The 25,942-nt window shown below is 42.5% G+C and carries 25 protein-coding genes; 19 read left to right on the forward strand and 6 right to left on the reverse strand.

Annotated features, from left to right (window positions below; genetic code table 11):
* Nucleotide 1 precedes the first annotated feature (1 nt).
* From D0T66_RS04595 to D0T66_RS04670, 16 genes are all read left to right on the forward strand, one after another.
* Complete coding sequence (locus tag D0T66_RS04595; protein WP_163356066.1) at nucleotides 2–556, forward strand: RNA polymerase sigma factor; 555 nt, start codon at nucleotides 2–4, stop codon at nucleotides 554–556.
* A gap of 79 nt (nucleotides 557–635) precedes the next feature.
* On the forward strand, nucleotides 636–995 hold the full coding sequence (locus D0T66_RS04600; RefSeq protein WP_163356067.1) for a hypothetical protein: 360 nt from the start codon (nucleotides 636–638) through the stop codon (nucleotides 993–995).
* 23 nt (nucleotides 996–1,018) lie between these two features.
* A complete protein-coding gene (locus tag D0T66_RS04605) occupies nucleotides 1,019–1,474 on the forward strand; it encodes a Spy/CpxP family protein refolding chaperone (protein ID WP_163356068.1) in 456 nt (151 codons plus the stop codon).
* A 220-nt stretch (nucleotides 1,475–1,694) separates the two neighbouring features.
* On the forward strand, nucleotides 1,695–2,546 hold the full coding sequence (gene hisG / locus D0T66_RS04610) for an ATP phosphoribosyltransferase (protein ID WP_185154821.1): 852 nt from the start codon (nucleotides 1,695–1,697) through the stop codon (nucleotides 2,544–2,546).
* Nucleotides 2,543–3,070 carry a GNAT family N-acetyltransferase gene (locus tag D0T66_RS04615; RefSeq protein ID WP_163356070.1) on the forward strand — a complete coding sequence of 176 codons (528 nt, stop codon included), beginning with the start codon at nucleotides 2,543–2,545 and terminating at the stop codon, nucleotides 3,068–3,070. Before hisG ends, D0T66_RS04615 begins: the two co-directional genes overlap by 4 nt.
* A gap of 4 nt (nucleotides 3,071–3,074) precedes the next feature.
* Complete coding sequence (gene hisD, locus D0T66_RS04620) at nucleotides 3,075–4,352, forward strand: histidinol dehydrogenase (protein WP_163356071.1); 1,278 nt, start codon at nucleotides 3,075–3,077, stop codon at nucleotides 4,350–4,352.
* The gene (locus D0T66_RS04625) at nucleotides 4,349–4,792 is read left to right on the forward strand and encodes a GNAT family N-acetyltransferase (RefSeq protein WP_163356072.1); all 444 of its coding nucleotides are present in this window, start codon (nucleotides 4,349–4,351) and stop codon (nucleotides 4,790–4,792) included. Before hisD ends, D0T66_RS04625 begins: the two co-directional genes overlap by 4 nt.
* A gap of 2 nt (nucleotides 4,793–4,794) precedes the next feature.
* A complete protein-coding gene (gene hisC / locus D0T66_RS04630; protein WP_163356073.1) occupies nucleotides 4,795–5,829 on the forward strand; it encodes a histidinol-phosphate transaminase in 1,035 nt (344 codons plus the stop codon).
* Nucleotides 5,826–6,473, forward strand: coding sequence for a hypothetical protein (locus D0T66_RS04635; protein ID WP_163356074.1), 648 nt, complete (start codon nucleotides 5,826–5,828; stop codon nucleotides 6,471–6,473). Before hisC ends, D0T66_RS04635 begins: the two co-directional genes overlap by 4 nt.
* Before the next feature lie 18 nt (nucleotides 6,474–6,491).
* The gene (locus D0T66_RS04640) at nucleotides 6,492–7,154 is read left to right on the forward strand and encodes a hypothetical protein (RefSeq protein ID WP_163356075.1); all 663 of its coding nucleotides are present in this window, start codon (nucleotides 6,492–6,494) and stop codon (nucleotides 7,152–7,154) included.
* 15 nt (nucleotides 7,155–7,169) lie between these two features.
* Complete coding sequence (hisB, locus tag D0T66_RS04645) at nucleotides 7,170–8,285, forward strand: bifunctional histidinol-phosphatase/imidazoleglycerol-phosphate dehydratase HisB (RefSeq protein WP_163356076.1); 1,116 nt, start codon at nucleotides 7,170–7,172, stop codon at nucleotides 8,283–8,285.
* 98 nt (nucleotides 8,286–8,383) lie between these two features.
* Nucleotides 8,384–10,549, forward strand: a complete 2,166-nt coding sequence (locus D0T66_RS04650; protein ID WP_163356077.1) for a putative porin — start codon at nucleotides 8,384–8,386, stop codon at nucleotides 10,547–10,549.
* Between the two features lie 13 nt (nucleotides 10,550–10,562).
* Nucleotides 10,563–11,387, forward strand: coding sequence for a transporter substrate-binding domain-containing protein (locus tag D0T66_RS04655; protein ID WP_163356078.1), 825 nt, complete (start codon nucleotides 10,563–10,565; stop codon nucleotides 11,385–11,387).
* Between the two features lie 149 nt (nucleotides 11,388–11,536).
* Nucleotides 11,537–12,364, forward strand: a complete 828-nt coding sequence (locus tag D0T66_RS04660) for an ATP-binding cassette domain-containing protein (RefSeq protein ID WP_163356079.1) — start codon at nucleotides 11,537–11,539, stop codon at nucleotides 12,362–12,364.
* Nucleotides 12,365–12,538: 174 nt separating this feature from the next.
* A complete protein-coding gene (locus D0T66_RS04665) occupies nucleotides 12,539–13,141 on the forward strand; it encodes a hypothetical protein (RefSeq protein WP_221412174.1) in 603 nt (200 codons plus the stop codon).
* Nucleotides 13,141–13,503, forward strand: coding sequence for a GntR family transcriptional regulator (locus D0T66_RS04670; RefSeq protein WP_163356081.1), 363 nt, complete (start codon nucleotides 13,141–13,143; stop codon nucleotides 13,501–13,503). The genes D0T66_RS04665 and D0T66_RS04670 overlap by 1 nt, the downstream gene beginning before the upstream one ends.
* 197 nt (nucleotides 13,504–13,700) lie before the next feature.
* Here the strand turns inward: D0T66_RS04670 and D0T66_RS04675 are convergent, their stop codons facing one another.
* Nucleotides 13,701–14,018 (reverse strand): hypothetical protein, encoded by a 318-nt coding sequence (locus D0T66_RS04675; RefSeq protein ID WP_163356082.1) that lies wholly within the window; start codon nucleotides 14,016–14,018, stop codon nucleotides 13,701–13,703.
* 472 nt (nucleotides 14,019–14,490) lie between these two features.
* On the opposite strand from D0T66_RS04675, the gene D0T66_RS04680 reads away from it, so the two are divergent.
* Both D0T66_RS04680 and D0T66_RS04685 read left to right on the forward strand, forming a co-directional pair.
* Nucleotides 14,491–16,881, forward strand: coding sequence for a carboxypeptidase-like regulatory domain-containing protein (locus D0T66_RS04680; RefSeq protein WP_163356083.1), 2,391 nt, complete (start codon nucleotides 14,491–14,493; stop codon nucleotides 16,879–16,881).
* A 23-nt stretch (nucleotides 16,882–16,904) separates the two neighbouring features.
* The gene (locus D0T66_RS04685) at nucleotides 16,905–18,062 is read left to right on the forward strand and encodes an iron-containing alcohol dehydrogenase (RefSeq protein WP_163356084.1); all 1,158 of its coding nucleotides are present in this window, start codon (nucleotides 16,905–16,907) and stop codon (nucleotides 18,060–18,062) included.
* 21 nt (nucleotides 18,063–18,083) lie between these two features.
* On the opposite strand, the gene D0T66_RS04690 is transcribed toward D0T66_RS04685, so the two are convergent.
* From D0T66_RS04690 to D0T66_RS04710, 5 genes are all read right to left on the reverse strand, one after another.
* The gene (locus D0T66_RS04690; protein WP_163356085.1) at nucleotides 18,084–20,348 is read right to left on the reverse strand and encodes a bifunctional (p)ppGpp synthetase/guanosine-3',5'-bis(diphosphate) 3'-pyrophosphohydrolase; all 2,265 of its coding nucleotides are present in this window, start codon (nucleotides 20,346–20,348) and stop codon (nucleotides 18,084–18,086) included.
* Between the two features lie 125 nt (nucleotides 20,349–20,473).
* Nucleotides 20,474–22,120: a lytic transglycosylase domain-containing protein gene (locus D0T66_RS04695; RefSeq protein WP_163356086.1), complete on the reverse strand. Its 1,647-nt coding sequence runs from the start codon at nucleotides 22,118–22,120 to the stop codon at nucleotides 20,474–20,476.
* Nucleotides 22,121–22,168: 48 nt separating this feature from the next.
* A complete protein-coding gene (locus D0T66_RS04700; protein ID WP_163356087.1) occupies nucleotides 22,169–22,891 on the reverse strand; it encodes a DUF5683 domain-containing protein in 723 nt (240 codons plus the stop codon).
* 27 nt (nucleotides 22,892–22,918) lie between these two features.
* A complete protein-coding gene (locus D0T66_RS04705; protein WP_163356088.1) occupies nucleotides 22,919–23,827 on the reverse strand; it encodes a ParB/RepB/Spo0J family partition protein in 909 nt (302 codons plus the stop codon).
* 34 nt (nucleotides 23,828–23,861) lie between these two features.
* Complete coding sequence (locus tag D0T66_RS04710) at nucleotides 23,862–24,626, reverse strand: ParA family protein (protein ID WP_163356089.1); 765 nt, start codon at nucleotides 24,624–24,626, stop codon at nucleotides 23,862–23,864.
* Nucleotides 24,627–24,993: 367 nt separating this feature from the next.
* Between D0T66_RS04710 and D0T66_RS04715 the strand changes: the two genes are divergently transcribed.
* On the forward strand, nucleotides 24,994–25,857 hold the full coding sequence (locus D0T66_RS04715; protein ID WP_163356090.1) for a hypothetical protein: 864 nt from the start codon (nucleotides 24,994–24,996) through the stop codon (nucleotides 25,855–25,857).
* Nucleotides 25,858–25,942: the final 85 nt, after the last annotated feature.

The following is a 25,942-nucleotide window of genomic DNA, read 5'->3' on the forward strand; positions in this document are numbered from 1 at the left end:
GATGTCGAAAGAAGAAGACGAAGATAAATTGATAAAGGAACTATTGGATGAGAAAACGCAACGGAACGCTTTCTCGCGATTGGTTTCTCAATATAGCGAACCGCTTTATTGGCAGATACGTAAAATTGTACTCGAGCACGAAGATGCCAACGATGTACTACAAAATACGTTTCTGAAAATATGGGGGGGATTGAATACATTCAGGGGAGAATCGAAGCTTTCGACGTGGCTTTATCGCATAGCGATAAACGAAGCTATTGCTTTCTTGAATAAGCAGCGGGCGCAGCATAATGTCTCTATCGACGATGCCGATACCTTTTTGCTGGCAAAACTCGAAGGAGATACGTATTTCGACGGAGACGAGGCACAGCTGAAATTGCAAAAGGCTATCCTGCTATTGCCCGAAAAACAACGCTTGGTTTTCAATATGAAATATTTCGACGAAATGAAGTATGAAGAAATGTCGGATATTTTAGAAACCTCGGTTGGCGCTCTGAAAGCCTCTTACCACCATGCTGTAAAAAAAATTGAAGAATTTTTGTCACAGGAGCATTAAACCTTTTACCTTTATTTTAGTCTATAGATATAAGAATAGGAATGTGCTATTTGACGGTTTTCTTAAAAAAATAAACAAAATGTTAGAAAAGTTTGACAAAAATGCAAATCCATTTAAAGTTCCTGAAAATTATTTCGCGGACTTTAATAAGAGCATAATGGAGCAATTGCCCTCGCCCCAACAGGAGAAGGCAAAAAAGGTTCCGTTATGGAAAAAGTATGTACCGTGGACGGCTGTCGCAGCGGCACTGATTGGAGCTGTATTTTATATAGGCTTTATTTTTGATAAAGCAGATAATGGAGCTACCTCCGGTTCTGTGCAGCAAACTAACTATGCGGCAACAACCTTTACAGAAGACGAGATGGTCGATTATATGGAGGAGGAAGTCATTGCCTCGGCCTATAACGACATGCTCTATTATGATAGTATGTATAAATGAAATAAATAGAAGCAGGCAATAAGATGAAAAATATATTAATATTAGCAATTCTGTTACTCGGTACGGTTTCGATGAATGCCCAACAAAAGGGAGGCGGACGCGGCAATTTTGATTTGGATGCATTCAAGGCCGAACGAATGACTTACTTTACGAAAGAGTTGAAACTGACGGATGCTCAAGCTAAAACGTTTGCGCCGATATTCAACGAGTTTATGTCGAAAAAGTTCCAGGCGAATAAAGAAGCCCGTACAAAAGCGAGAGATATACACCATAACGGGGCAAAAAGCGAAGCCAGCTATCGCGGAGCTACTCAGGCTTTTCTCGATGCCAAAGTAGAGGAAGCTAAAATTCAGAAGGAATACTATAAGAAATTGGAATCGGTATTGACTGCCGAACAGCTCTATAATTTCTCGAAGGTCGAAATGGATTTTATGAAGAACTGGATTGAGAAAAATAATAGAAATCACCATCATTATTAAAAAAAGATGACTTATTGTTTGGATTTTTAATATAAAGCTGTATTTTTGTACAGAATAATAATTGAAATATGAATAAAAGATTACATAACCATCATAAACTAATTACTACCCCAAGGTAAGTGATAAGGGAATGATTTTGTTGTAATCTGAAAAATATACCGGAGCTTACCATAGATGTGGTAAGCTCTTTTTGTATAACCCCCAACAATAAGTTGCTATGATATTGAGAATTGCAGTACAATCGAAAGGACGCCTTTTCGAAGAAACGATGGAACTTCTGGAGGAAGCCGGAATCAAACTAAACAACAAAAAGCGGACATTGCTTGTCCCCGCCAAGGGTTTCCCGATAGAAGTCCTTTTCCTTCGCGACGATGACATTCCGCAGGCTGTGGCTACAGGCGTTGCCGATATAGGGATTGTAGGAGAAAACGAATTTGTAGAAAAGAACGAAGATGCTACCATCGTTAAACGCTTAGGGTTCAGTACCTGTCGTCTTTCGCTGGCTATCCCCAAAGATGAGGATTATCAGAACCTCGGATGGTTCGAAGGCAAAAAGATAGCCACCTCTTATCCGCATATCCTCAAGCAATATCTGCAACAATCGAATATCAATTCCGAAATACATGTCATTACCGGCTCGGTCGAAATCTCGCCCAGCATTGGTCTGGCAGATGCTATTTTCGACATTGTCAGTTCGGGCGGGACATTGGTCAGCAACCGCCTGAAAGAAGTGGAAATCGTGATGCAATCCGAAGCCTTGTTAATAGCAACGAATCATTTGCCCGGAGAAAAACAAGCAATCCTCGACGAATTGATATTCCGTATCGAAGCTGTACAAACGGCCACAGATAAGAAATATATCATGCTCAATGCGCCCGAAGAAAAACTGGATGAGATAATCGGCGTTTTGCCCGGTATGAAAAGTCCCACTGTGACGCCTCTGGCGACAAAAGGCTGGTGTTCGGTGCAGTCGGTTATCGACGACGAATCGTTCTGGGCTGTGATTAGTAGCCTGAAATCGCTTGGCGCAGAGGGTATTATTGTTTTACCTATAGAAAAAATGATTTTATGATACCGGTTTCGGATGACATACTATTGCAACCCTTGTCGCAGGAGCATAGCCCTTTGATATTCAATGCAATTGATAGTCAGCGGGAGTATATGCGCACATGGTTGCCCTTTGTCGATTCTACGCACGAAGTAGGCGATACGCAAAAAGCCTTGGAAGGCTTGATTGACGGGATTAATGAGCAGTTTGTTATTTACTACAAACATGAATTTGTAGGGTTAGTCGGATTCAAGGATACTGATGCCGGCAACAAACGAACGGAAATTGGTTACTGGTTGTCGCAATGTGCACAAGGAAAGGGTATTATGACCAAATCCGTTCTGCGCTTATTATCCTATGCTTTCGAAGAAAAAGAACTGAATCGGGTGCAAATAAAAGTAGCCGTGAAAAATAAAAAAAGCCGTGCAATACCCGAACGGATTGGTTTTCAGCAGGAAGGGATTGAGCGCGACGGCGAATTACTGGTAGATAACCAATTTACCGATATTGTTGTATACAGTTTACTGAAAAGAGAATTTAAACGCTGATAACATGCAGATAATCAAATATCCGGTGCGTGATACATGGGCAGACCTCTTGAAGCGTCCGCATTTCGATACATCTTCGTTGCAATCGACAGTCAATGCGGTGTTGAATGATGTCCGCGAGCGGGGAGATGAAGCCCTTTTCTATTATGCCGAAAAGTTCGATAAGGTAAGGCTGTCTTCCCTCTTGGTGTCGAAAGAGGAAATCAATGCATCCGAATCGCTCGTTTCGTCCGAACTGAAAACTGCTATCCGTCAGGCGAAACGAAACATAGAGATATTTCATCGTAGTCAGGTTTTCGAGACGAAGAAAATAGAAACCTCACCGGGTGTCACTTGTTGGCAAAAAGCTGTTGCAATCGAGAAGGTCGGATTGTATATCCCGGGTGGAACAGCGCCTTTGTTTTCGACGGTTCTGATGCTTGCCATTCCCGCTAAAATAGCAGGCTCGAAAGAGATTATCCTTTGCACCCCCCCCGATAAGGACGGAAAAGTGCATCCGGCTATCCTCTTTGCAGCCAAGGAAGCGGGCGTAGATAAAATATTCAAAGCCGGAGGGGCACAGGCAATCTCTGCGATGGCCTACGGAACGGAATCGGTGCCGAAAGTGTATAAGATATTCGGCCCCGGAAACCAGTATGTGATGGCGGCCAAACAGCTTGTCAGCCTGACGGATGTGGCGATAGACATGCCTGCCGGTCCTTCGGAAGTGCAGGTGATTGCCGACCGTATGGCTAATCCTGTTTTTATAGCGGCAGACTTGCTCTCGCAGGCTGAGCATGGAGGGGATAGCCAGGTTATTCTGACAACGACCGACGAAGTTTTGTTGCTGGAGGTTGAGAAAGAGGTTAATCGTCAATTGGCCATGCTTCCTCGTTGCGAGATTGCCACAAAAGCACTCGATAACAGTAAGTTGATATTGCTGCATACCGATGAAGAAATTATTGAAATGACCAATGAATATGCGCCCGAGCACCTGATTATAGAGACGGAAAACTATTTGCAGTTAGCTGATAGGGTAGTGAATGCCGGTTCGGTTTTTCTGGGGAATTATACACCCGAAAGTGCAGGCGATTATGCTTCGGGTACGAATCATACCTTGCCGACAAGCGGCTATGCAAAAGCATATAGTGGTGTCAATCTGGATAGCTTTGTAAAGAAAATAACTTTTCAGGAGATAACCCGCGAAGGTATTCGCCATTTGGGCGGTACAATCGAGGTAATGGCTGAAAATGAGCAACTTTACGCGCATAAAAATGCTGTAACGGTAAGGATGAAAGAATGATTTACGAGAAGGAAATAATATATGGTACATCGGAGCATCAAGAGATGATTGCGCTTCGGAACAGGATATTGCGCGAACCGTGGGGACTTTCTTTCTCGGACGAAGATTTGAAAAAAGAAAGAAATGATTTTTTGCTTTGCTGCTGCAATGTAAAAGATGATAAAATTGTAGGATGTTGCGTCCTCACACCTTTGAATGATAATACGTTACAATTGAGACAGATGGCTGTTGAATCATTTCGCCAAGGGAAAGGTATTGGTTCTAAGATATTGTTCTTCGCAGAAGAAATAGCTAAGAAAAATCAATATAAATATATATACCTTCATGCACGCAAAGAAGCTGTTGCCTTTTACAAAAAAAATGGATATGATGTAGAAGGCGAAGAGTTTATCGAAGTGGGTATGCCTCACTATGAGATGTTGAAAAAAATACTATTATAGATATGAAAGATTTACAACAACTGGTTCGTCCGAATATCTGGAGCCTGAAACCTTATTCTTCGGCTCGCGACGAATTTAAAGGGGAAGCGTCTGTTTATTTAGATGCTAATGAAAATCCCTTGCGCGACAATTATAACCGCTATCCCGACCCTTTGCAATGGACATTGAAAGCTAAAATAGCCGAAGTAAAAGGCGTGGCGGCGGAATCTATTTTTCTGGGGAATGGAAGCGACGAGCCTATCGACTTGGTTTTTCGTATCTTTTGCGAGCCGGCTGTCGATAATGTCGTAGCCATGAATCCTACTTATGGTATGTATCAGGTGTGCGCCGATATTAATCATGTGGAATACAGGAAAGTGGCGTTGAATAAAGATTTTTCGTTGAATGCAGACCGAATCCTTAGAGCTACGGATGCGAATACGAAAATCATATTTCTTTGCTCACCTAATAACCCGACAGGTAATTTGCTGGATAAGAAAGAAGTAGAAAAAATAATAACTTCTTTCGATGGGATTGTCGTTGTCGATGAGGCGTATATCGACTTTGCTTCGGAAGGAACTCTTATGGCAGAATTGGATAACTACCCGAATCTCATTATCTTGCAAACGTTTTCCAAGGCATGGGGATTGGCAGCCGTGCGTTTGGGTATGGCTTTTGCCTCGCCGGAGATTATTGGCCTGTTCAATAAGGTGAAATATCCGTATAACGTGAATGCACTTACGCAGGAGTTTGTTTCGAAAGCGTTGGATAATACGGCGCAGACAAAAGCGTGGATTGATACGATTCTCAAAGGACGGTCGTATCTTGTAGGTGAATTGTCGAAAAATAAGTTGGTGGAAAAGATATATCCGACGGATGCCAATTTTGTCTTGGTAAAAGTTGCCGATGCCGTAGGGATATATAATAAATTGGCCGAAAAAGGGATTATTGTCCGCAACCGTAATTCTGTTGCTATGTGTGGCGGGTGCCTGCGGATAACGGTGGGTACGGAGGAGGAGAACCGGAGTTTGATAACAGCATTACAACATTTACAATGAAACGATTCTTTGCGTTTGTCTTTTTGCTCATTTGGGCTTCTCTGATTTTTACCTGTTCTTCGGCAGGAAATGACACTATTTATATAGATAAGAAAACTATATCAGCGTTGCTGCCTAAAATAAAAGACTGGCTCGATTATTATAATTTGGATATAAGAAAGTTCAAACCGGATGGAAGTTCGGGGATTTATATACCGCAGGAATACGAAGAATCTATTTTTTGCGCACAGCTACCCGCTTCCGATTTGATGTACAAACCCAAGTTGCGGGAATATTCGCCTGATAAGAATTATTGTATACCATTGTATGAGTTTATTGCTCAGTATGATGAGGAAACAGGTCTCTATTACGGAGGATGGGACGATAGTCAGAGTGTGTGGCTGTATGATAAGTCAAAGAAGTTAGGCTCTGTTATTCAGTTCAATGGCGTGGGGAGCATCACCGAAGCTGCTTATTGGTTAGATAATAATACCTTTGTCTTGCTTGGGTATGAATGTGTTGATAATTATAAATTTACATTGCGTCTGTGTAATTTGCAAACGGAGGATGCTGTCCATTATTCATTAGAGAAGGAACAGCCCGAAGAAGGAAAATCTTATTATACATTTGTATTGGCAAAACGGGGGATAGAGATAATCGAGTAGTCGATAAACAAGTGAAATATGAAAAAGAGAGCTGGTTTTATTCTTCTATTGTGCTTGGTTGGGTTGGTAATGCCGTGTAGGGCATCGCAGCCTCCGATAGATACCGCTCTGGTAGCTAAGATTCAACCATTGCTGTTGGGTTGGGCTAACTTTTATGGAGTAGCTGTAAAAGACTTTGAAAGATTATCTTCCAATCATAGCTTTATGCCCGAGCATATTGCATCGATAGACGGAAAGACGGACGAAACATTTTTTGTCGTGAAATTATCCGATGCAGAGTTGAAATATAAACCACTTTTGCGCGAATATTCTCCGAATAAGCGATATTATGTTCCTTTATATGAGCATATTGTTTTTTATGATGACGAAAATAAGCAATATTATACCGGATTGGACGACAGCCAGAACATTTGGTTGTACAATACCAAGACGGCTCTGGGCTATATGATACAGTTTGTCGGTTCGTCATCTATTGCCGAAGGGGCTTATTGGTTGGACGATAATACGCTGATTTTGTTGGGAAAAGAATACGATCGCGAGACGCATCTTTTCTTTATCATATTCGATTTCGGAACGATGAAAAGCAGTTATTTTTATGATAATAGAGGAGGCGATTACGAGAAATCCTCTTTTTACCGCTATGTTTTGAAGAAAAGAGGATTGAATATCAATGACGATTAGAAATACTATATATACATGAAAAAGAGAGCATTATTCATCGATAGGGACGGTACATTAGTGATAGAGCCACCGGTTGATTATCAGTTAGATAGTTTTGAGAAACTGGAGTTTTACCCGAAAGTTATCCGAAACCTGTATTTTATCCGTCAACAACTGGATTTTGAGTTTGTGATGGTAACCAATCAGGACGGCTTGGGTACAGCTTCTTTTCCCGAACAGACTTTCTGGGGCGTGCATAACCTGATGATGCAGACCTTCAAAGGGGAGGGGATAACCTTCGATGATGTGCTGATTGACCGCAGTTTCCCTGATGACCACTTGCCGACTCGAAAACCGGGCATCGGTATGCTGGGCAAGTATACGGGCGGCGACTACGATATGGAACACTCTTTCGTTATCGGCGACCGTCTGACGGATGTCGAACTGGCAAAGAATCTGGGATGTAAAGCTATTTTTATGCGCGATGATATGGACATACCCGCAGAACTGCTTCCGTATTGTGTGTTGCAAACGACAGACTGGGACAAAATTACCGAGTTCCTGTTTGCAGGGGAACGAAAAGCCGAAGTGAAGCGCGCAACGGCCGAAACGGACATATATATAGCCCTCAATCTGGATGGAAATGGAAAGTGCGATATTTCGACCGGATTGGGATTTTTCGACCACATGCTGGAACAAATTGGGAAGCATGGCGGGTTGGATTTGACCATACAGGTGAAAGGCGACTTGAATGTAGATGAGCATCATACGATCGAGGATACGGGAATTGCTTTGGGCGAGGTTCTATACAAGGCTTTGGGCGACAAACGGGGTATCGAGCGATATGGCTATTGCCTGCCGATGGATGATTGTCTTTGTCAGGTGGCACTGGATTTTGGCGGCCGTCCGTGGCTGGTCTGGGATGCTGAATTCAAGCGCGAAAGGGTAGGGGATATGCCTACCGAAATGTTTTTGCATTTCTTCAAGTCGTTGAGCGATAGCGCCAAAATGAATCTGAACATCAAAGCCGAGGGAGAAAACGAGCATCATAAAATCGAGGGTATTTTCAAAGCCTTTGCACGGGCACTGAAGATGGCGAAGAAACGCGATATATTCAATTATGAACTGCCTTCCACCAAGGGTGTGCTATGATAATTGCAGGCAATAAAATAGAAGTATTTATAGTTATTTAAGCAGATTCTTTAAAAAACATTGATTTTGGATTGCTCTTTTTTTGTAAGTTTGCAGCGATGAAAAGAAGTCTGAGCATAATACTTTTATTATCCATTGTATTTATGAGCCTTCCGGCTCAAAACAGACCTTCGCGGGGGAGGCCGGAATCGTCTCCGCTGAACCGATCTACGCCGACGTCTTCATCCCGGACTACAACCGGAAGAAATACCCATTCGAAACCTCAGTTGCTTACCGATAGTATATCGAAAGATACAGTACCACAAGTAGTAGAAGTCCCTAAAATATATGCATGGAAAGTAACGCCTAATCTGGGCGAAATAATTCCTGTCGAGCGGGATACGAGTTTTCTCAACTTCCATCGCACGACATTGGTCGAAGGCAAAGATATTGCGGTGGGATATCTGAGTAACCTCGGAGCGCCGGCTCAATCGAAGATATTCTTTAACCGTCCCGAGGCTTCCCGTTTTATATTCCTCGATGGCATGAGTTATTGGTATAAAAAGCCGGAGGACAATCTCTTTCTGAATACAAAAGTGCCGTATTCCAATATCTTTTATCAAACGGCAGGAGGCGATGAGGATGGCGAAGAACGCCTGGTTGCGGAGATATCGTCGAACTTTGGAAAAAGGCTGAATGTCGGGGTCAATTTCGATTATCTTTATTCCCACGGCTACTATGAATACTTGTACAACAAGCAATTCACATATGATATCTATGCCAGCTACACCGGCGATAAATATAAGATGCATGCCTTTTTCAATAACAACTATTTCAATAATTCCGAGAATGGCGGGTTAGCTGATTATATAGATCGTGATACAAAGCGAGTGATAACCCCTTGGTACGATTACATTCTCAATCCTGACGAAGCAAAGAAAGATGGTAGTGGCTTCAAAGGCGAATCGAAAGAAATACCTGCCCGCATGGAGAAGGTGTGGAACCGTTTGCAGGGACGCCATCTGTTTGTTACCAATCGTTACGATTTAGGCGACGATATGGAAGTGGTGCAAGTGAATGATTCAACCCAGCGTACCCGCCGGAAGAAAGATTATATCGCGCCCGCCAGCATTATATATACCTTTAATTATACCGACCAACGGCGCTTGATGAAATCATCGGCAGATGACTTGCAGCAAAATTCTTTTTTTAATAAATATAATAGCGAAGATGGCGGCGAAGTCGATTATCTTCGTTATACAGGAGCGCAAAAAGACCATATGTCTTACTATTCCTTGAAGAATACGGTCGGGTTTGCGATGAATGAAGGTTTCAGAAGCTGGACAAAGTTCGGCCTGACTGTTTATGGAGAGGTGGATTTGCGTAAATATTCGCTTCCGTCATATCCTCAACTGAAAGGTAACAATCCGAGTGCATATCGGCACGAGAGTGAGAATGCCTATACAATAGGTGCAGAACTTACTAAGTCGAAAGGGAAGTATCTTCAATATAAGGCTGTTGCCGAAAAAAGATTGAATGGGGATGACCTCAAGTTGCAAGGCGAAGTAAAGACGATGCTTTATTTCAAGGACAAGCAGATTTCGGCAAAGGCAAATGCTTACATCAAAACAGTAAGCCCAAGTATGTTTCAGGAGAAGTTTTATAGTAAATATATTAGCTGGAACGAATCCTTTAACTCTACTAAGCGGGCTTTTATCGGTGGAGAAATAGACGTGCCCTTCCTGAATCTTAGAATAAAAGGTGGTGTAGAAAATATTAAAGAGTATATCTATTACGATACGATGACCGTTGCCCAGCAAAAGAGCGGAAACGTTCAGGTTATGGGGCTTCAACTCCAACATAGGCTCGACTTTGGTGCTTTTCATTGGGAGAATCAGATAGCCTGGCAGAAATCGACCGATGACGATGTTATTCCGTTGCCTCAATGGAGTTTCTATACCAATCTTTATTTACAGACTAAAATTGCAAAAGTGCTCGACCTACAGCTTGGAGTCGATGCGCATTTCCATACCAAATATCATGCTCCGGGTTATGATCCGCTGACGATGCAGTTCTATAATCAGGACAAGATGGAATTGGGTGGTGCTCCGCTGACTACACTCTATCTGAACCTGAACCTAAAGCGTACCCGTTTCTTTGTGATGTATTACAATGCAACCGATGGTATGTTCGAATCTAAATCGGCTAATACATTCCCGCTCTATCGCTATTCGGTTAATCCGGCAAGTATTAAATTCGGGCTTTCCTGGAAATTCAATAATTAATCTACCTTACCTCATGCTTAAAAGCAGGAAATATATAGCTGTTTTTCTTGTCATTTCCATTCTGATTGCCGTCGGTGTATTTATCTATTGCTTTATTTTCTCGAAAGATGCTCCGGCGCCGAGAGATTATGCGCAGATAAAAGAAGAAGGAGTGTTGCGCGTGGTGACAAGCTACGATCCTGTAGGATATTATGTAGATAAAGATACCGTTTCGGGTTTCAATCATGACCTTATATCCCTGTTGCAGACCTACACGGATATCAAAATAGAGATATCCCTCGAATCGAGTCTGGATGAGAGTATCGCTTTATTAAGGCACGAAAAGTATGACCTTATAGCCCGCAATATTCCGGTGACAACCCGCCTGAAAGACTCGCTGAATATGACCGAGCCTGTTGCGCTGAATAAGTTTGTATTGATACAACGCTCCAAAGATTATAACGAGGGGCAGGAACCTATCCGCAGCCACCTCGACCTTGCAGGCAAAACGCTGCATATTCATAAGAACTCGCCGGCCATATTGCGTATCGAGAACCTTGCCCGCGAAATAGGCGATAGTATACATTATGTCGAAGATTCGCTGTACGAGAGCGAACAACTGGCTATGATGGTCGCTGCCGGAGATATAGATTTCTCGGTATTGGACGAACGGACAGCCGAAAAGTTAGCCAAATCCCTCCCCGAAATAGACTATGCTACATCTCTCGATTTTACCCACTTCGAAGCATGGGCAGTTCGGAACCATTCGCCGGTGCTACTCGATAGCCTCAACAACTGGATTCGTCAGATGAAAGAGACTGATGCCTACAAAGCTATCTACAAGAAATATTACGAATAATTTTTTCGTTCTCTCAATCCCTTATTAGAAGCCAAATTTGATTTTTTTTTCAATTTTTCTTAAAAAAAAGTTGGAAAATATTTTTTTGTGTAAATTAATCACCTATATTTGTAGTGTACTATTAAACTAATACACTAAAACTATATGACATGATAACGATTAAGGACTTTACTTTTTATTACAACAAAAAGCGCCCTATCTTCGATAACGTATCATTCACGATGAAAAGCGGAATATACGGACTGTTAGGTGAGAACGGCGTAGGTAAGACCACTCTGTTGCATTGCATCAGTGGCTTGCGTTTCCCGAGAGAGGGCAGTTGTAAAGTCGACGATTACGAAGCTTGCTATCGCAACCCGAATATGTTGCAGCAGCTATTCTTCTTACCAGAGGAATTTCAGGGACCGGCTATTTCTATCGATACCTTTGCAAAAGTAAATGCTTCTTTCTATCCTAATTTCAGCGACGAGCAATTCCGCCAATATTTGAACGAATTTCATGTCGAAAGCGACCGCAAGATGTCGGAACTTTCATTTGGTCAAAAGAAAAAAGCATTGATTTCATATGCTTTGGCACTCAATACACCTATTACACTGTTGGATGAGCCGACAAACGGATTGGATATTCCATCTAAGGCGCAGTTCCGGAAGATTATTTCGGCAGCCTTCTCCGATGAAAAGATTATTCTTATTTCGACGCATCAGGTACGCGATTTGGAAAGCCTGATAGACCCTATCATCATCCTCGACCGTAATCAGGTATTGCTGAACAATTCGGTGCAGGAAATCACCGATAAACTACTCTTTAGTATCACTCCTACCGTGCCCGAGGGTGCTTTCTATTGGGAGCATACGATGCAGGGATTTGTGGCCGTTTCGCCGAATCATAACAAGGAAGAAAGCACGATGAATATCGAAGCCCTCTTCAATGCTGTAGTGAGCAACAAAGCCACATTCAAAAATTTGTTCAACGCTTAAATATTGATATCTATGAACGCAGTATTCGACATAAAACGCTTCATTAGTCTTGAAAAACGTAATTTATTAACTCATAAAAACCAATTTGCATATGCTAGTCTTATTATTATCGGGTATTTTGTTTTTTCTGTATTGCTGTCTTTTCTCATAGCCTCTGTTGGACAGATCTTTCTTATGGGGATTTATCCCGTTTGCTATATCGTAATAGCGTGTGCTCCCGGATTCTTCGAAAAAGGGATGCAGAAAAACAACAGTGTATTTGACTTTATTCTACCGGGCTCTACAGTAGAGAAGTACCTTGTTATGCTTGTCAATTATGTAGTGCTACTCCCTCTGTTATGTTTTGCTATAGTATTTCTTTTGGTGCAGTTGCTTTCTGTTATACCTATGGATGTATTCAATAATATAGGCGATAGCCTGTTGTTCATAGATAAAGTAACATGGGGCGGCTACCTTAAAATGCTGGCATTCCAGTCTTTTTTTCTGACCGGGTATATGTATTTCAAGCGTTATTCTTTCCTGAAGACTTTGCTGATAATAGTAGGAGTGTTTATATTCTTTCAGGCATTGTCTATGATAGCAGGAATGATTGTATTCGGAAATATGGAAGATTTTAGCCAAGCTTCTCAATATTCGATGTTTATGGAGATGGAAAGGCTCGATTCATTTCAGCGGATGGAATCATTTACAGAGGTTCTACCGCTAATATTAGCTATTTGTTTCCCATTCGGACTATGGGTCGTTAGTTTCTTCAAACTAAGAGAAAAGGAGATATAATGGATTTTAAATCGAATAAACCTATTTATTTGCAGATTGTTGATTTCTGTTTTACCCAAATCCTTTCAGGAAAATGGACAGGGGATGAACGAATTCCTTCCGTCAGAGACTTAGGTGTGCAGTTACAAGTCAATCCTAACACCGTGATGCGAGCATTCGAATATATGCAGGCTGAGGAGGTGATATATCCGAAACGGGGAATGGGATACTTTGTACAAACCGGTGCAGCAAGACAGATAAAAAAGGTGCAAAAAAAGGATTTTTTTGAAGAGGTACTACCCGGGACATTCGAAACAATGCGCCTGTTGGACATCAGTATCGACGAAATAGTAGAAGTTTATAATAAACGATATAAAGATTAAGAATTATGAAAAAAATTGCAGACAAAATATTAATTGGTGTACTTTCTGTAGGAATTGGAAGTTTTATAGTTCTGATTATAATGGTTATTTCTATGCTAAAAGAATACATTGCTCAATTGAATTAAAGTAGAATAATATATATCTATAGTGATAAAGAACTTCTGCAGAGATACTCTGACAGAAGTTTTTTATTTTATCTATAGATGTTGGGATACAGTGTGATTATTGGCAATATAATTCACATAATAAGTATTATTCTCAAATTCAAAAAACACATACCATGATGTGTTTTTATTACGGCGGTAAGTTACATATTTTAGATTTTTTCCGTATTTGGAAAATTGTTTAGGGGCTGGTTTTTTGAGTTTCTTATGTAGATTGGTTACGATATCATCAATCAACTTGTCTACATATTCGATGGCGGATTCTTCAAAACCAAAGTATTCTTTTGTGTATAATATTCCCACTAATTCAGAAAGATAGTCCTCGACATCTTTGTGAAAAATTATGTTCATTTGTTATTTTTGAAAATAGCTTTTATACGGGATTTCATTCTCCTTTTGAGTTCTTCGGGTGTAATATAATCTTCCTCAGAGCGGTTACTCTGTGTTATTTGCCTTTGATTATATGTTTGTCCCTTAGGCGGGATTAATTTTACAGTATCCATAACATAGTTTGTAATCTTATTTACAAAAATAGAGAAAGCCGGATGCAATCAAGCTTGCTTGAGGTTGCCGAGGCACATCCTATATTCTACAAATATAGTGAAAAGAAAAGTATAGCAAAACTTAATTATGATAAAATTATTTTATCTATAACAAAGTCGATATCCGTAATAGTTTATCAGAAAAAAACAGAAAAGTGAAAAAAAATGGTATAGGTGTAATTTTTAAGTTACCTCTCCATTTTGTGATAACAGCCTGCGATTGGCTGCTAAGTAAAAATATATCCTTACATTTGTTCTATCTAATAATTGGATAAAGCCGGATGATAAGAAAGAGCCTATTGATCGCCCTATTAGCTGTTTTCTCATGCACTGTATTTGCCCAACAGGTGAAAATATCAGGGGTAGTGGTGAACGAGAAAAACAAACCTTTGGAAGATGTTGCTGTCGGTCAGTTATATACTCCCAACGGGACAGCCACAACCCATCAGGGAGAATATACATTGCAAGCTACAGCAGGAGACTCGGTAAAGATTCTCTTCTCGTTGGTGGGCTATCAGCCTATGCAGGTTATTGTGGCAAAACTATCAGGCGACTACCGGCTGAATGTTGTTCTTCGCGAGAATGATAACGAGCTGGGTACAATCATTATCGATGGTCGCAGGAAGCAGACAGATACGTTTCTTCGCTTATCCAAAACCGATACCGACTTACTACCTTCCTCATCAGGAGGAAGTATCGAGACCCTCGTAGCTACCCTCGCAGGTGTGAGTTCGACAAGCGAGTTGAGTTCGCAATATGCTGTTCGTGGAGGAAACTTCGACGAAAATATGGTCTATATCAATGGAATAGAGATTTTTCGCCCCTTGCTTGTTCGCACGGGACAGCAGGAAGGACTAAGCTTTATCAATCCCGATATGGTAGAGGCCGTAGGCTTTTCCACAGGAGGATATGGTGCCGAATACAGCGATAAATCATCTTCAGTATTGGATATTCGCTATAAACGCCCCAAAGAGTTCGAAGCGACTGTGGGAGCGAGTTTGCTCGGAGGAAATGTGTCGATAGGCAATTCAACAAAGCGTTTCTCCCAGATTACAGGTATTCGCTACAAGACGAACGAGCATATTGTGAAGAAAAGCGATACCGATGCCGAATATAACCCTGCCTACTGGGACGGGCAAACGTATATGACCTACAAACTCACTTCCGATTGGGAGGTCTCTTTTTTGGGACATTATGCTTATAACTCCTATAAATTCAGACCGAAAAGCCGTGAAACCAAATTCGGGACACTGTCTGATACGCGCCACTTCAAAGTGTATTTCAATGGTTGGGAGCGGGATAAGTTTGTCAATTACCAAGGCGCGTTGACGTTGAACGGACGTGTGAGTGACCATGTGACGATTGGTTTCACTGGGGGGCTGTTTTCCTCCGACGAACGCGAACGCTACGATATACAGGGTAATTATCGTCTGACGGCATTGGATGACGAAACAGGCGAAATGCTCGGGGTAGGCTCTTACATGGAGCATGCCCGCAACAAGCTGATTACTGATGTCTACAATGCATCTCATTTCGGGACTTTCGCTTCCGGAAATCATCTGTTGAAGTGGGGTATTACCTACCAGAAAGAGCAGGTAAGCGACAAGATAAAAGAGTGGGAGATGCGCGACTCGACGGGCTATTCGCTTCCGCACAACGAGGGGATTGTAAGTGTATACCGCAACCTCAAATCGAATAATAAATTGAATTCTTCCCGCTATTCGGGCTACTTGCAGGACAATTTCGTGGTAGATGCTTCTATCGGCCGCTTCATTCTGAATGCAGGCGTACGGGCTTCTTATTGGGATTTTAATAAGGAGTTCCTGTTTAGTCCGAGGGCTTCCGTCTCTTTCATCCCCGAAGCTACCGACAGGTTTATAGCGCGTTTCGCGACGGGCATCTATTACCAGTCATCTTTCTATAAAGAGGTGCAACAGATTGTGAACATGAGCGGTACGAATACAGTCGTGCTGAACGAAGATATCAAGTCACCGCGTTCTATCCATTTTGTTTTGGGTGGCGACTATTATTTCAAGGCACAAGGACGTTCTTTCAAATTTACTGCGGAGGCTTATTATAAGCACCTTTCGCGTCTCATCCCTTATACAGTAAACAATGTGAAGATAGTATACGAGGGCGCGAATGTGGGCGATGGCTATACCGTGGGCTTAGATACCCGCTTGTATGGCGAATTTATTCCCGGGACGGATAGCTGGATAAGCTTCTCTTTGATGAAAAGCGAACAGGATATACGGGGCAGGAAAGTCCCTTTGCCGACCGACCAGCGTTATAACCTTTCTGTCTTTTTTCAGGACTATATGCCCGGGTACGAACGCTTGCGCATGTCGGTATTAGGCTTCTTCTCCGACGGATTGCCCGTCACTGCTCCATACAAAGGATTAGACAGCGGATATTTCCGTTCGTCGGCTTACAAGCGTGTCGATATAGGGCTATCGTGGCTACTTTTGGGCGAGGACTTTCCTGTGCGGAAGAAATCGAGTGTGGCAGGGGCTTTTAAAAACGTTTGGATAGGGCTGGATGTGTTCAACATTTTCGATATGAAGAATGTTAATACATACTACTGGATAACCGATGTGTATAATTATCAATATGGTATACCCAATTATATGACAGGAAGGCAGTTGAATGTCAAGTTGAGGGCTGAATTTTAAACTAATAATTAAACAAGGTATTTATGAAGAATTTTTCATTCTATAATCCCGTGAAGATTATATTCGGGAAAGATACGATAAAGGATATTGCCGCAGAGATCCCTGCCAAGAGTAAAGTGCTTGTCGTATACGGCGGCGGCAGTATCAAGAAGAACGGTGTTTACGATCAGGTTACAAAAGCCCTAAGCAGCTTCGAATGGCACGAGTTTTCGGGCATCGAGCCGAACCCTCATTACGAAACGTGTATGAAGGCTGTCGCATTGATTAAGGATAAGAAGATAGACTTTATTCTGGCTGTCGGCGGCGGTTCGGTGGTAGACGCTACCAAGTTTATTGTTGCAGCCGCTTGCTTCGAAGATGGAGATCCGTGGAAAATATTGTCCGAAGGACGTGCTATCAAGAAAGCTCTTCCGTATGGAACGGTGCTGACGCTTTCGGCTACAGGTTCGGAGATGAATGACGGTGCTGTTATCACAAGAGCCGAAACACAGGACAAACTGGCATTCTCTAACCCGTTGGTATATCCTAAGTTCTCGGTACTCGATCCCGAGGTAACCTTCTCGCTTCCTCCTAAGCAGATAGCAAATGGTATTGTCGATTCGTTTGTACATGTTATCGAGCAATATCTTGTTTATAGCGAAGAAGATACGCTGATGCAGGATCTTTGGGCTGAATCGTTGTTGAAACTATTGACGATAGAAGGACCTAAAGCATTGCGCAACCCTGACGACTATAACGTGCGCGCTAACCTGATGTGGGCTTCATCGTGGGCGCTCAACGGTTGGGTTGGTCGTGGTGTCGATCAGGATTGGGCTACGCATATGATAGGACACGAAATTACGGCGTTCTATGGCTTAGACCATGCCGTGACGTTGTCTATCGTTTTGCCGGGATTGATGACCGTATTGAAAGACCAGAAAGCAAAGAAGATTGTCCGTTTAGGCAAGAAAGTCTTTGGTATCGAAGGCGCCTCCGACAATGAAATAATAGACCGTACTGTAAAAGCTGTTGAAGGCTTCTTCGAAGGATTGGGTGTAAAAACACGTCTCTCCGACTACGGCTTGGGTGGCGATGCCATAGAGGTTATCCGTAAAAGGCTTAACGAAAGAGGTTGGAAATTAGGCGAATGCCATAATATAACAGGCGATGTTGCCGCCGAAATACTCGATTTGAGAAGATAAGGAAAACAGGAGGTCTGTGGATTAGTAAACGTTTTGTTTGCGGTTTACAGACCTTACTCCTTTTATCTTGGCTATTTCACTACAGAGCTTCTTCAGGTCTGTTGCGTCGTGAACATATACGACCGCCCGGCCTTCAAAAATACCATCATTCGATTCTATATTGAAGCTTTTCATGTTGAGCCGGCCGGATGATATCACTTTTGTAATATCGTTCAGCATACCTATCCTGTCGATGCCGGTGATGGTGATGGTAGACATGAAAGGAGCCTGTACATAGTTATTGTCCCATTTCAGGTTGATTATCTTATCGCCGTGGCTTGCTTTGAGTTTTAAGCCGACAGGACAGACAACCGCATGCACTTCTACTACATTATTTTCGGTTATATAGCCGAAGACCGTATCGCCGGGGATAGGATTACAGCATGTTGCCAGACGGAAATTCTTATTGAACGAATCCTCTTGCAAGAGGTAAGTCTTCTTTTTATCTATCGGTTCGTCTACGGCAAGCGCTGACGAAGGTAACGTATTCTCTGTCAGCGGGCGTGTTACTGCCTGAAAAGCCTGTTTCATATAACGAAGCACACCTCCTCCCGAGTTAGAACCACGTTGCGAAAGCAGCTTGTTTATCTTCTGCGGCAGGTCTATATCGTGGTTGCCAAGAGCATAGAGCAGATTCTCCTTGTTAGTCATCTTGTAATAATCTACAATCCGGTCTATTACAGAAGGAGTTAACTCGATAGATAGCTTTGTCAGGCTGTTTCGGAGTATCTCTTCTCCTTTTTTTATCTTGTCTTTCCGCCCTTTTTTGAGGCTGTACTCTATTTTAGTACGGGCTTTAGCTGTCGATATATAATTGAACCACTCAGTCTGAGGATGTTGCGACTTCGATGTCAGTATTTCGAGCTGGTCGCCGCTTCTCAGTTTATAGCTGAGGGGGACGAGCTTATGATTGACCTTTGCCCCGATGGCATGATCGCCTATGTCGGAGTGCAAATCGTAGGCAAAATCGAGTGCAGTCGCTCCCTGCGCCAATGTGCGTATCTCGCCTTTAGGTGTAAAGACGAATATCTCTTGCGAGAACAGGTTGAGCTTGATGGTGTCGAGGAAGTCCAACGCATTCGGGCTCGGGTTTTCCAATATTTCTTTGATGGTTTTCAGCCACTTATCCAGCTCGGTATCCTCTTCCACTTTGCCTTCTTTGTATTTCCAGTGAGCGGCAAAACCTTTCTCGGCAATATCGTCCATCCGGCGGCTGCGTATCTGTATTTCGATCCATTGTCCGTCAGGCCCCATTACGGTGAGGTGTAGTGCCTGATAACCGTTTGATTTCGGGCGGCTTACCCAGTCGCGAATACGATCGGGGCGGAGCTTATAGATATCGGTGATAGCCGAATAGATGTCCCAGCAACGCTTTTTCTCGTCCATACCCGGTTCGTTTTCGAAAATGATGCGGACAGCAAAGATGTCGTATATCTCTTCGAAAGGGATGCCTTTGTGCTGCATCTTGTTCCAGATGGAGTAGATAGACTTGTCGCGGGCTTTTATCTCGTATTGGAAGCCCATTGTATTCAGCTTCTCTATCACAGGTGCGGCAAAGTGTGTATATATGTCCGCACGCTGCTGTTTGGTCGTATTCAGTTTCTCGCTGATTTCCTTGTATATATCAGAATTTTCCCATTTGAAACTGAGCTCTTCGAGTTCGGTCTTAATAGCAAATAAGCCCAGCCGGTGAGCCAGCGGGGCATATATATACATTGTTTCTCCCGAAATTTTATACTGTTTGGCAGGTGTCATCGAGCCGAGTGTGCGCATGTTGTGCAGGCGATCGGCAATCTTGATGAGGATAACGCGTATATCGTCCGACATGGTAAGCAGAAGCTTTCGGAAGTTCTCGGCTTGTGCCGAGACATTGTCGCCGAACATCCCGCTCGATATTTTGGTCAGCCCGTCAACGATTCTGGCTATCTTTTCGCCAAAGAGGTTTGTTAAGTCTTCGGTCGTATATTCGGTGTCTTCTACAACATCGTGCAATAGTGCCGCACAGATAGATGTCGAACCCAAACCTATTTCGCCGCACACAATGCGGGCTACCGCCAGCGGGTGCATGATATACGGCTCTCCCGAACGGCGTCGCGCTCCTTTGTGGGCTTCGCGTGCGAATTGATATGCCTTGGTAATGATGTCTACTTTTCTACGGTGATTCGTATTCAAGTAGTCATTTATCAACGCATTAAATTCATTTTCGACCATCAGGTCTTCTTTGGTTTGTAGCTCTTTATCCGTCATATATTCCCTCTATCTATAAGTAAGCAAAAATAATAAAAAGAATCGAGACAGCATTTTATCTTCTGTATTTTAAGATACAGTATAAAGATAATCTGAAATAGATTTGATGTATCGGTAGTCTTCTCTTATTGCTGAGGCAAATGTATTATCAACCGGTTTCCTACACGTGCTGATTTGGAATTCAGCTTGTTCCATCTGATAATGTCTTCGTTGGAAACATTGTATCGCGAAGCTATCATAGTCAGTGTCTCTCCGATTTTTACTTTATGGTAGATAATATTGTCGGCAGCATCTTCTATGCTTCGTTCCAATGTATTTTCGTCGTCCGAATTGTCTAAGCTTATCCGTGGAAAGTCTGACAAACTGGTCGGTTCTATTTGTAAGGCATAATCAGACATAATATCTGCTAGATAGTCCGTCCCAAAATCAAGAGTGCTTAATTCGGGTTCGGTCAATTGCAGGCTGTCTGTAGTGGCCAATACTTCCGGCTCGGGTTTCTTCTCCTCTTTCTTTTTCGAAACGGTTACAACGGGATTGGAAACATATAAGCGGCGTCCTGTAGATATGTTGTTCGATTTCAGTCCGTTCCATTTTTTCAATGAAGCCACCGATACGCCGTACTTACGGGCTATACCGCCTAAGGTATCGCCTTTTTTGACTTTGTAAGTTTGCCCTGATGCAGCAACAACATCCAACCCGGCAACTTTGCGGTGAGTCAACAGTTCGTTTGCACGGTGTTTGAATACTGCGTCTTTCTTCTCGATAAACAAGGTTGTTTTGTTTAACGGCAGGTTGATAGCATAAGGCTTGTATGCACCGGGAACAATGTCGGCTCTGTACTGCGGATTATATGCCCGCACATCTTCGATAGGGATGTCCAATACTTCGGCTACCTGTTGCAGGTGAAGGTTCTGGCTCACCATAACGGAATCCATCAGTAAAGGCATTTCTATTTTAGCCGGACATATATTGTGTTCTTTAGGATAACTCATAATATAAGTAGCCGCAATGAAGATAGGCACATAGCTGCGGGTTTCGCGTGGCAGATATGGATATATAGCCCAATAGTCGGTTTGTCCGTCGGCACGCTTGATAGCCTTGTTTACGCCACCCGGCCCGCAATTGTATGCTGCTATAACAAGATTCCAGTCTTTGTATGTCGCATATAGAGATTTCATGTATTTGACGGCAGCCTCGGTCGATTTGTGCGGGTCGCTCCGCTCGTCCACCAAGCTGTTTACTTCCAATTTGTATAGACGTCCCGTGCCCAGCATAAACTGCCAAAGGCCAGTCGCTCCCACGCGCGAACGGGCAACGGGGTTGAGCGCCGATTCGATGACCGGCAGATATTTCAGTTCCAAGGGTAAGCCTTCTTTCTCTAATGCTTCTTCGAATAGCGGGAAGTAGTATTCGCCCTCGGCTAACATCCGGCTCACCATTTTCGGGTAACCGGCATACATCTCAATATAACGCTTTACGAGCGGGTTGAAACACAATTCCATAGTGGACGGAAGGGCGTATAAGCGCTCGATATATACTTCGTCGGGGAAGGTGACTTTTCCTTCATTGGTGCAATCATAACCGTCTTGTTGAACTAATTCAGATTTCCAGCGAAGCAACAGTTCGTCATAGTTTCTTTCCATATCGGCAGGAAAGGTTGCGGACGGATCGTCGAACGAGTTCACATTGAGATTATCCTTTTTCTGTTGAGAGAAAAGAGGAAGTATAATAACGGATGATATGAATATTAAAAGTAATTTTTTGAGTATCATTTATTTTGTTTTACCTTTCTATCTAATGTAGATTAATAATGCCCGCTGTCAGAAGCGGATAGTACATTGCAACCCGAATGACATCTTAGATGTCGGGGTGGGAGGGAGTATCATCGGTGCGATAGTCATCGATAAGTCTTGCGACATATTAAAGTCGTATAACTCTGCGTCCACATAAGCATCTATTACGCACAGGGCATATAAGCCGACGCCGACAAGGATAGCTAAGTCCCTGTAGCGGCGATAGAAATCCTTTTTCCGGCGTAAGTTCTCTATTATACGTTGCGTATTCGCCCCATCGGCGTCTGGATTAAGATTAGGATAAAAATCTTTCCAGCTATCGCCTCCTGTTGCATTCGCCGTATTTCTTAATGCCAAATCGCGGTAGGCATTCTTGTAATCGTTGTAGTATCCTCCGTTCCAAGTGACACCATACACTACGCCTAAGAATCCGCCGTAGACGATAGGCAATTTCCAGTATTTGCGATTATATATTTGCCCCAATCCCGGACAGATAGCGGAATAGATGACCGCTTTGGTTGGGTTAGGTTGAAATTCGATTGGATCTACTTGTGGCACAGGGACAGATTTGTCTACCACTACTACCGGCGGTCGCTCCCGGAGCGGGGGAACGCTGTCTTTGAATATTTTTTCGGCTTTCACCTCCAATTGAGCATCGTCCACTACTATTATGCTGTCACGTTCCTGAGCATATAATAGTAATAAACTACCGGCAATGAATAATAAAGTTGTGAATAAGCCTCTTTTCATATACTATAATACGGCAAACTACCTTTTTTATTTTTTCAGCTGGTCAAAGATAGCCATAATCCGTTCGAGTTCTTCCTCCGATTTGAAAGGAATGGATATCCGTCCCTTTCCTTTATCGTCGCATGTCAGTTGAACTTTTGTCCCGAAAAATTTGGATAGGTGTGTCTTTAAGAGACTGAACTCTTCGGGTGTACTCTTTTTAATGCCTGATTTCTTTATAGTGTCTACCGCCTTTTCTTCCGTCAAGAGGTCTTCGAGTTTCTCTCCCTTGTTGATGGCGCGTACATATTCTTCGACTTTGCGGACAGAGAGCCCTTCTTCCAGAATCAACTCATATAGTTCGAGCTGTGCTGCTGCATCCTCCAATGTGACGAGGGTACGGGCATGCGCCATATCTATTTTTTTGTCGCGGATTCCCATTTGTATTTCGGCAGGGAGTTTCAGCAGACGGAGATAGTTGGCGACGGTAGTCCGTTTCTTACCTACACGCTCGCTTAACTTTTCTTGCGTGAGGTTGTATGATTCGATGAGGTTCTGATAGGCTAAGGCGATTTCGATAGAGTTCAGGTCTTCGCGCTGAATGTTTTCTATCAACGCCATTTCCATAACCGTCTCATCCTCGGCCGTTTTTATGTATGCCGGGATAGATTTCAATCCTGCTTTTTGGGAAGCGCGGTAGCGGCGTTCTCCGGCTATTATCTGGTACGAATCGTCATTTATCTTCCGCAGCGTTATGGGTTGTATAACACCTATCTGGCGGATGGATGCAGCCAGTTCTTCCAAAGCCTCCTCGTCGAACACCCTGCGGGGCTGATCAGGATTGGCTTCTATCTTGGCTATCTCCACTTCGTTGATAGACGACGAGCCTTCGGTTTTCACTTCATCCAAGGTGATGAGTGCGTCGAGCCCTCTTCCTAAAACAGGTTTCTTTGCCATAGTTTATTTCTTATTTTGAGAAATGCTCACAAAGTTACGAATTTTTCTCTATAAGTTCCTTCGCTAATTGCATATGATTGATAGATCCTCGCGACGATGCGTCGTAAACGAGTACCGGCTGTGCAAAACTTTGCGATTCGCTCAGTTTGATATTACGCTGTATGACGGTGGTGAAAACCAAGTCCTGGAAGTGATTTTTTACTTCCTCGTATATCTGGTTTGCCAGACGCAGGCGCGCATCGTACATGGTGAGGAGGAATCCTTCGATTTCGAGATTCGGATTCAGTTTCGATTTGATTATCTTTATCGTATTAAGCAGCTTACTTATACCTTCGAGTGCAAAATATTCGCATTGAACGGGGATAATTACCGAATCGGCCGCTGTAAGCGCATTGACCGTAATCAGCCCTAATGACGGCGAGCAGTCGATAAGGATATAGTCATATTCTTCTCTTAAAGGATGAAGGATATTGGACAATACCTTTTCGCGGTTGTCGACGCTTAACATTTCCAGTTCGGCACCTACCAGATTGATATGGGATGGTAATACAAATAATCGTTCTATTTCGGTAGAAACGATAGCTTCCTGCGCTTCGGAAGAACCGATAAGACATTCGTATATTGTGTCTTTCAGTTTGCGAATGTCTACGCCCAGCCCCGAAGATGCATTGGCCTGAGGATCGGCGTCTACAACAAGCACTTTCTTCTCGAGAGCAGCCAATGATGCCGCCAGATTGATAGTTGTAGTTGTTTTTCCTACTCCTCCTTTTTGATTTGCTAAAGCAATAATTTTTCCCATATAATATAGATAATGTTTTCGACGACAAATTAACGAATAAAAAACAGTATAATATTTTAAATTATGTAAAAGTATAGGCGCTTTGTTGAAAAATCATCAGAATTGTTAATAACATAGCTCCATTTATAAGTAATCCTGTATCTTCGGCTTGTGAAAAATATAGAAAATTATGGTGCAAGATAGCGGTGTATGTTATTTTTTTATATTAATTTTAACAACACAGAGCAAATGAAGAACCAAGTACATTAAAAACCCCTTATATATTCATTGGATTATGTATACGTTTAATGATAGATTAATAAGCGCGATAAGAGATCGTATACCGAAGAAAAAAGAACAAGCAGCCTTTCTGATAAATACGATATCGATGGGAAAAGAAACTGTATACAGGCGTCTGCGGGGAGATATCCATTTTACATTCAGCGAAGCTTGTATTATAGCCAGCAAGTTGGGCGTTTCATTAGATAGTCTGGCGAATATAAAGAAGCTGGAAAAACCGATTTTCGAGTTGGAGTTATCTCCCAATAATCCGGTGGATTACTTATATTTCAAGATTGCCCAGCACGAAATGTCGTATGAATATTTTACGAAAACGCCTAATATCGTTGAGGAGTCGATATTTAACAATATCCCCTATTCGATGCTTTTTCCTCACAAGGAATTGTTCAGCTTCCGTATTTTCAAGATGCTCTATCAGTTAGATAACAAGTCTTTTACTCAAACCTTCGAATCGTTTTCCATACCCGAGGTGATAGATAAGAAGCGGGAAAAGTTGCTTCACTCTCAATTTCATACACCCAAGCATTCATGGATTCTGAACCGTAATCTCTTTTTGTCTTTCTTGCGGGATATAAACTATTTCTGGCGTCTGAAGCTTGTTTCGGATGAGAAGAAGATGCTTATGAAAAAGGAGTTGAGAGAATTATTGCTGTTTTTTGAAGATATAGCTACCTACGGGCTGAAGAAATATAATGTAGAGGCCTGGATCTATTTGTGCAATATCGATACAACGGCCAATTATACTTATATGAAAGGCGAGAACTTCGAGCGGGCCTATATGGATGGTATTTATATGATGGATACTATTTCGTCGTCGGATCCGCTGATATGCAAGTTCCACCGCGATTGGATCGAGTCTGTTAAACGGTTTTCGACATTGATAAGTGTAGGAGGGGAGATGGATAGGAAGAATTTCTTTGAGGAACAAAAAGAATTGATAAATGAGCTATAAACAATAACCTTTTCTCTAAAAGAGAAAAGAGCTATCAGGATTCTCGTGAGGGCTTTATCTAAATAAGGTTAACAAGTAGAATCTG

This window comes from Dysgonomonas sp. 25, from assembly GCF_010501075.1.
GTDB lineage: Bacteria > Bacteroidota > Bacteroidia > Bacteroidales > Dysgonomonadaceae > Dysgonomonas.

Bases quoted from the DNA above. Each gene is read 5' to 3' on its own strand.
- D0T66_RS04635 (WP_163356074.1), top strand. From the start codon at position 5,826: ATGAAACGATTCTTTGCGTTTGTCTTTTTGCTCATTTGGGCTTCTCTG.
- D0T66_RS04665 (WP_221412174.1), top strand. From the start codon at position 12,539: ATGGGGATTTATCCCGTTTGCTATATCGTAATAGCGTGTGCTCCCGGA.
- hisB (WP_163356076.1), top strand. From the start codon at position 7,170: ATGAAAAAGAGAGCATTATTCATCGATAGGGACGGTACATTAGTGATA.
- D0T66_RS04695 (WP_163356086.1), bottom strand. From the start codon at position 22,120: ATGATACTCAAAAAATTACTTTTAATATTCATATCATCCGTTATTATA.
- hisD (WP_163356071.1), top strand. From the start codon at position 3,075: ATGCAGATAATCAAATATCCGGTGCGTGATACATGGGCAGACCTCTTG.
- D0T66_RS04680 (WP_163356083.1), top strand. From the start codon at position 14,491: ATGATAAGAAAGAGCCTATTGATCGCCCTATTAGCTGTTTTCTCATGC.
- D0T66_RS04705 (WP_163356088.1), bottom strand. From the start codon at position 23,827: ATGGCAAAGAAACCTGTTTTAGGAAGAGGGCTCGACGCACTCATCACC.
- D0T66_RS04715 (WP_163356090.1), top strand. From the start codon at position 24,994: ATGGGAAAAGAAACTGTATACAGGCGTCTGCGGGGAGATATCCATTTT.
- D0T66_RS04595 (WP_163356066.1), top strand. From the start codon at position 2: ATGTCGAAAGAAGAAGACGAAGATAAATTGATAAAGGAACTATTGGAT.
- D0T66_RS04700 (WP_163356087.1), bottom strand. From the start codon at position 22,891: ATGAAAAGAGGCTTATTCACAACTTTATTATTCATTGCCGGTAGTTTA.
- D0T66_RS04685 (WP_163356084.1), top strand. From the start codon at position 16,905: ATGAAGAATTTTTCATTCTATAATCCCGTGAAGATTATATTCGGGAAA.
- D0T66_RS04655 (WP_163356078.1), top strand. From the start codon at position 10,563: ATGCTTAAAAGCAGGAAATATATAGCTGTTTTTCTTGTCATTTCCATT.
- D0T66_RS04600 (WP_163356067.1), top strand. From the start codon at position 636: ATGTTAGAAAAGTTTGACAAAAATGCAAATCCATTTAAAGTTCCTGAA.
- D0T66_RS04710 (WP_163356089.1), bottom strand. From the start codon at position 24,626: ATGGGAAAAATTATTGCTTTAGCAAATCAAAAAGGAGGAGTAGGAAAA.
- D0T66_RS04605 (WP_163356068.1), top strand. From the start codon at position 1,019: ATGAAAAATATATTAATATTAGCAATTCTGTTACTCGGTACGGTTTCG.
- D0T66_RS04650 (WP_163356077.1), top strand. From the start codon at position 8,384: ATGAAAAGAAGTCTGAGCATAATACTTTTATTATCCATTGTATTTATG.
- D0T66_RS04625 (WP_163356072.1), top strand. From the start codon at position 4,349: ATGATTTACGAGAAGGAAATAATATATGGTACATCGGAGCATCAAGAG.
- D0T66_RS04690 (WP_163356085.1), bottom strand. From the start codon at position 20,348: ATGACGGATAAAGAGCTACAAACCAAAGAAGACCTGATGGTCGAAAAT.
- D0T66_RS04615 (WP_163356070.1), top strand. From the start codon at position 2,543: ATGATACCGGTTTCGGATGACATACTATTGCAACCCTTGTCGCAGGAG.
- hisC (WP_163356073.1), top strand. From the start codon at position 4,795: ATGAAAGATTTACAACAACTGGTTCGTCCGAATATCTGGAGCCTGAAA.
- D0T66_RS04670 (WP_163356081.1), top strand. From the start codon at position 13,141: ATGGATTTTAAATCGAATAAACCTATTTATTTGCAGATTGTTGATTTC.
- D0T66_RS04640 (WP_163356075.1), top strand. From the start codon at position 6,492: ATGAAAAAGAGAGCTGGTTTTATTCTTCTATTGTGCTTGGTTGGGTTG.
- D0T66_RS04660 (WP_163356079.1), top strand. From the start codon at position 11,537: ATGATAACGATTAAGGACTTTACTTTTTATTACAACAAAAAGCGCCCT.
- D0T66_RS04675 (WP_163356082.1), bottom strand. From the start codon at position 14,018: ATGAACATAATTTTTCACAAAGATGTCGAGGACTATCTTTCTGAATTA.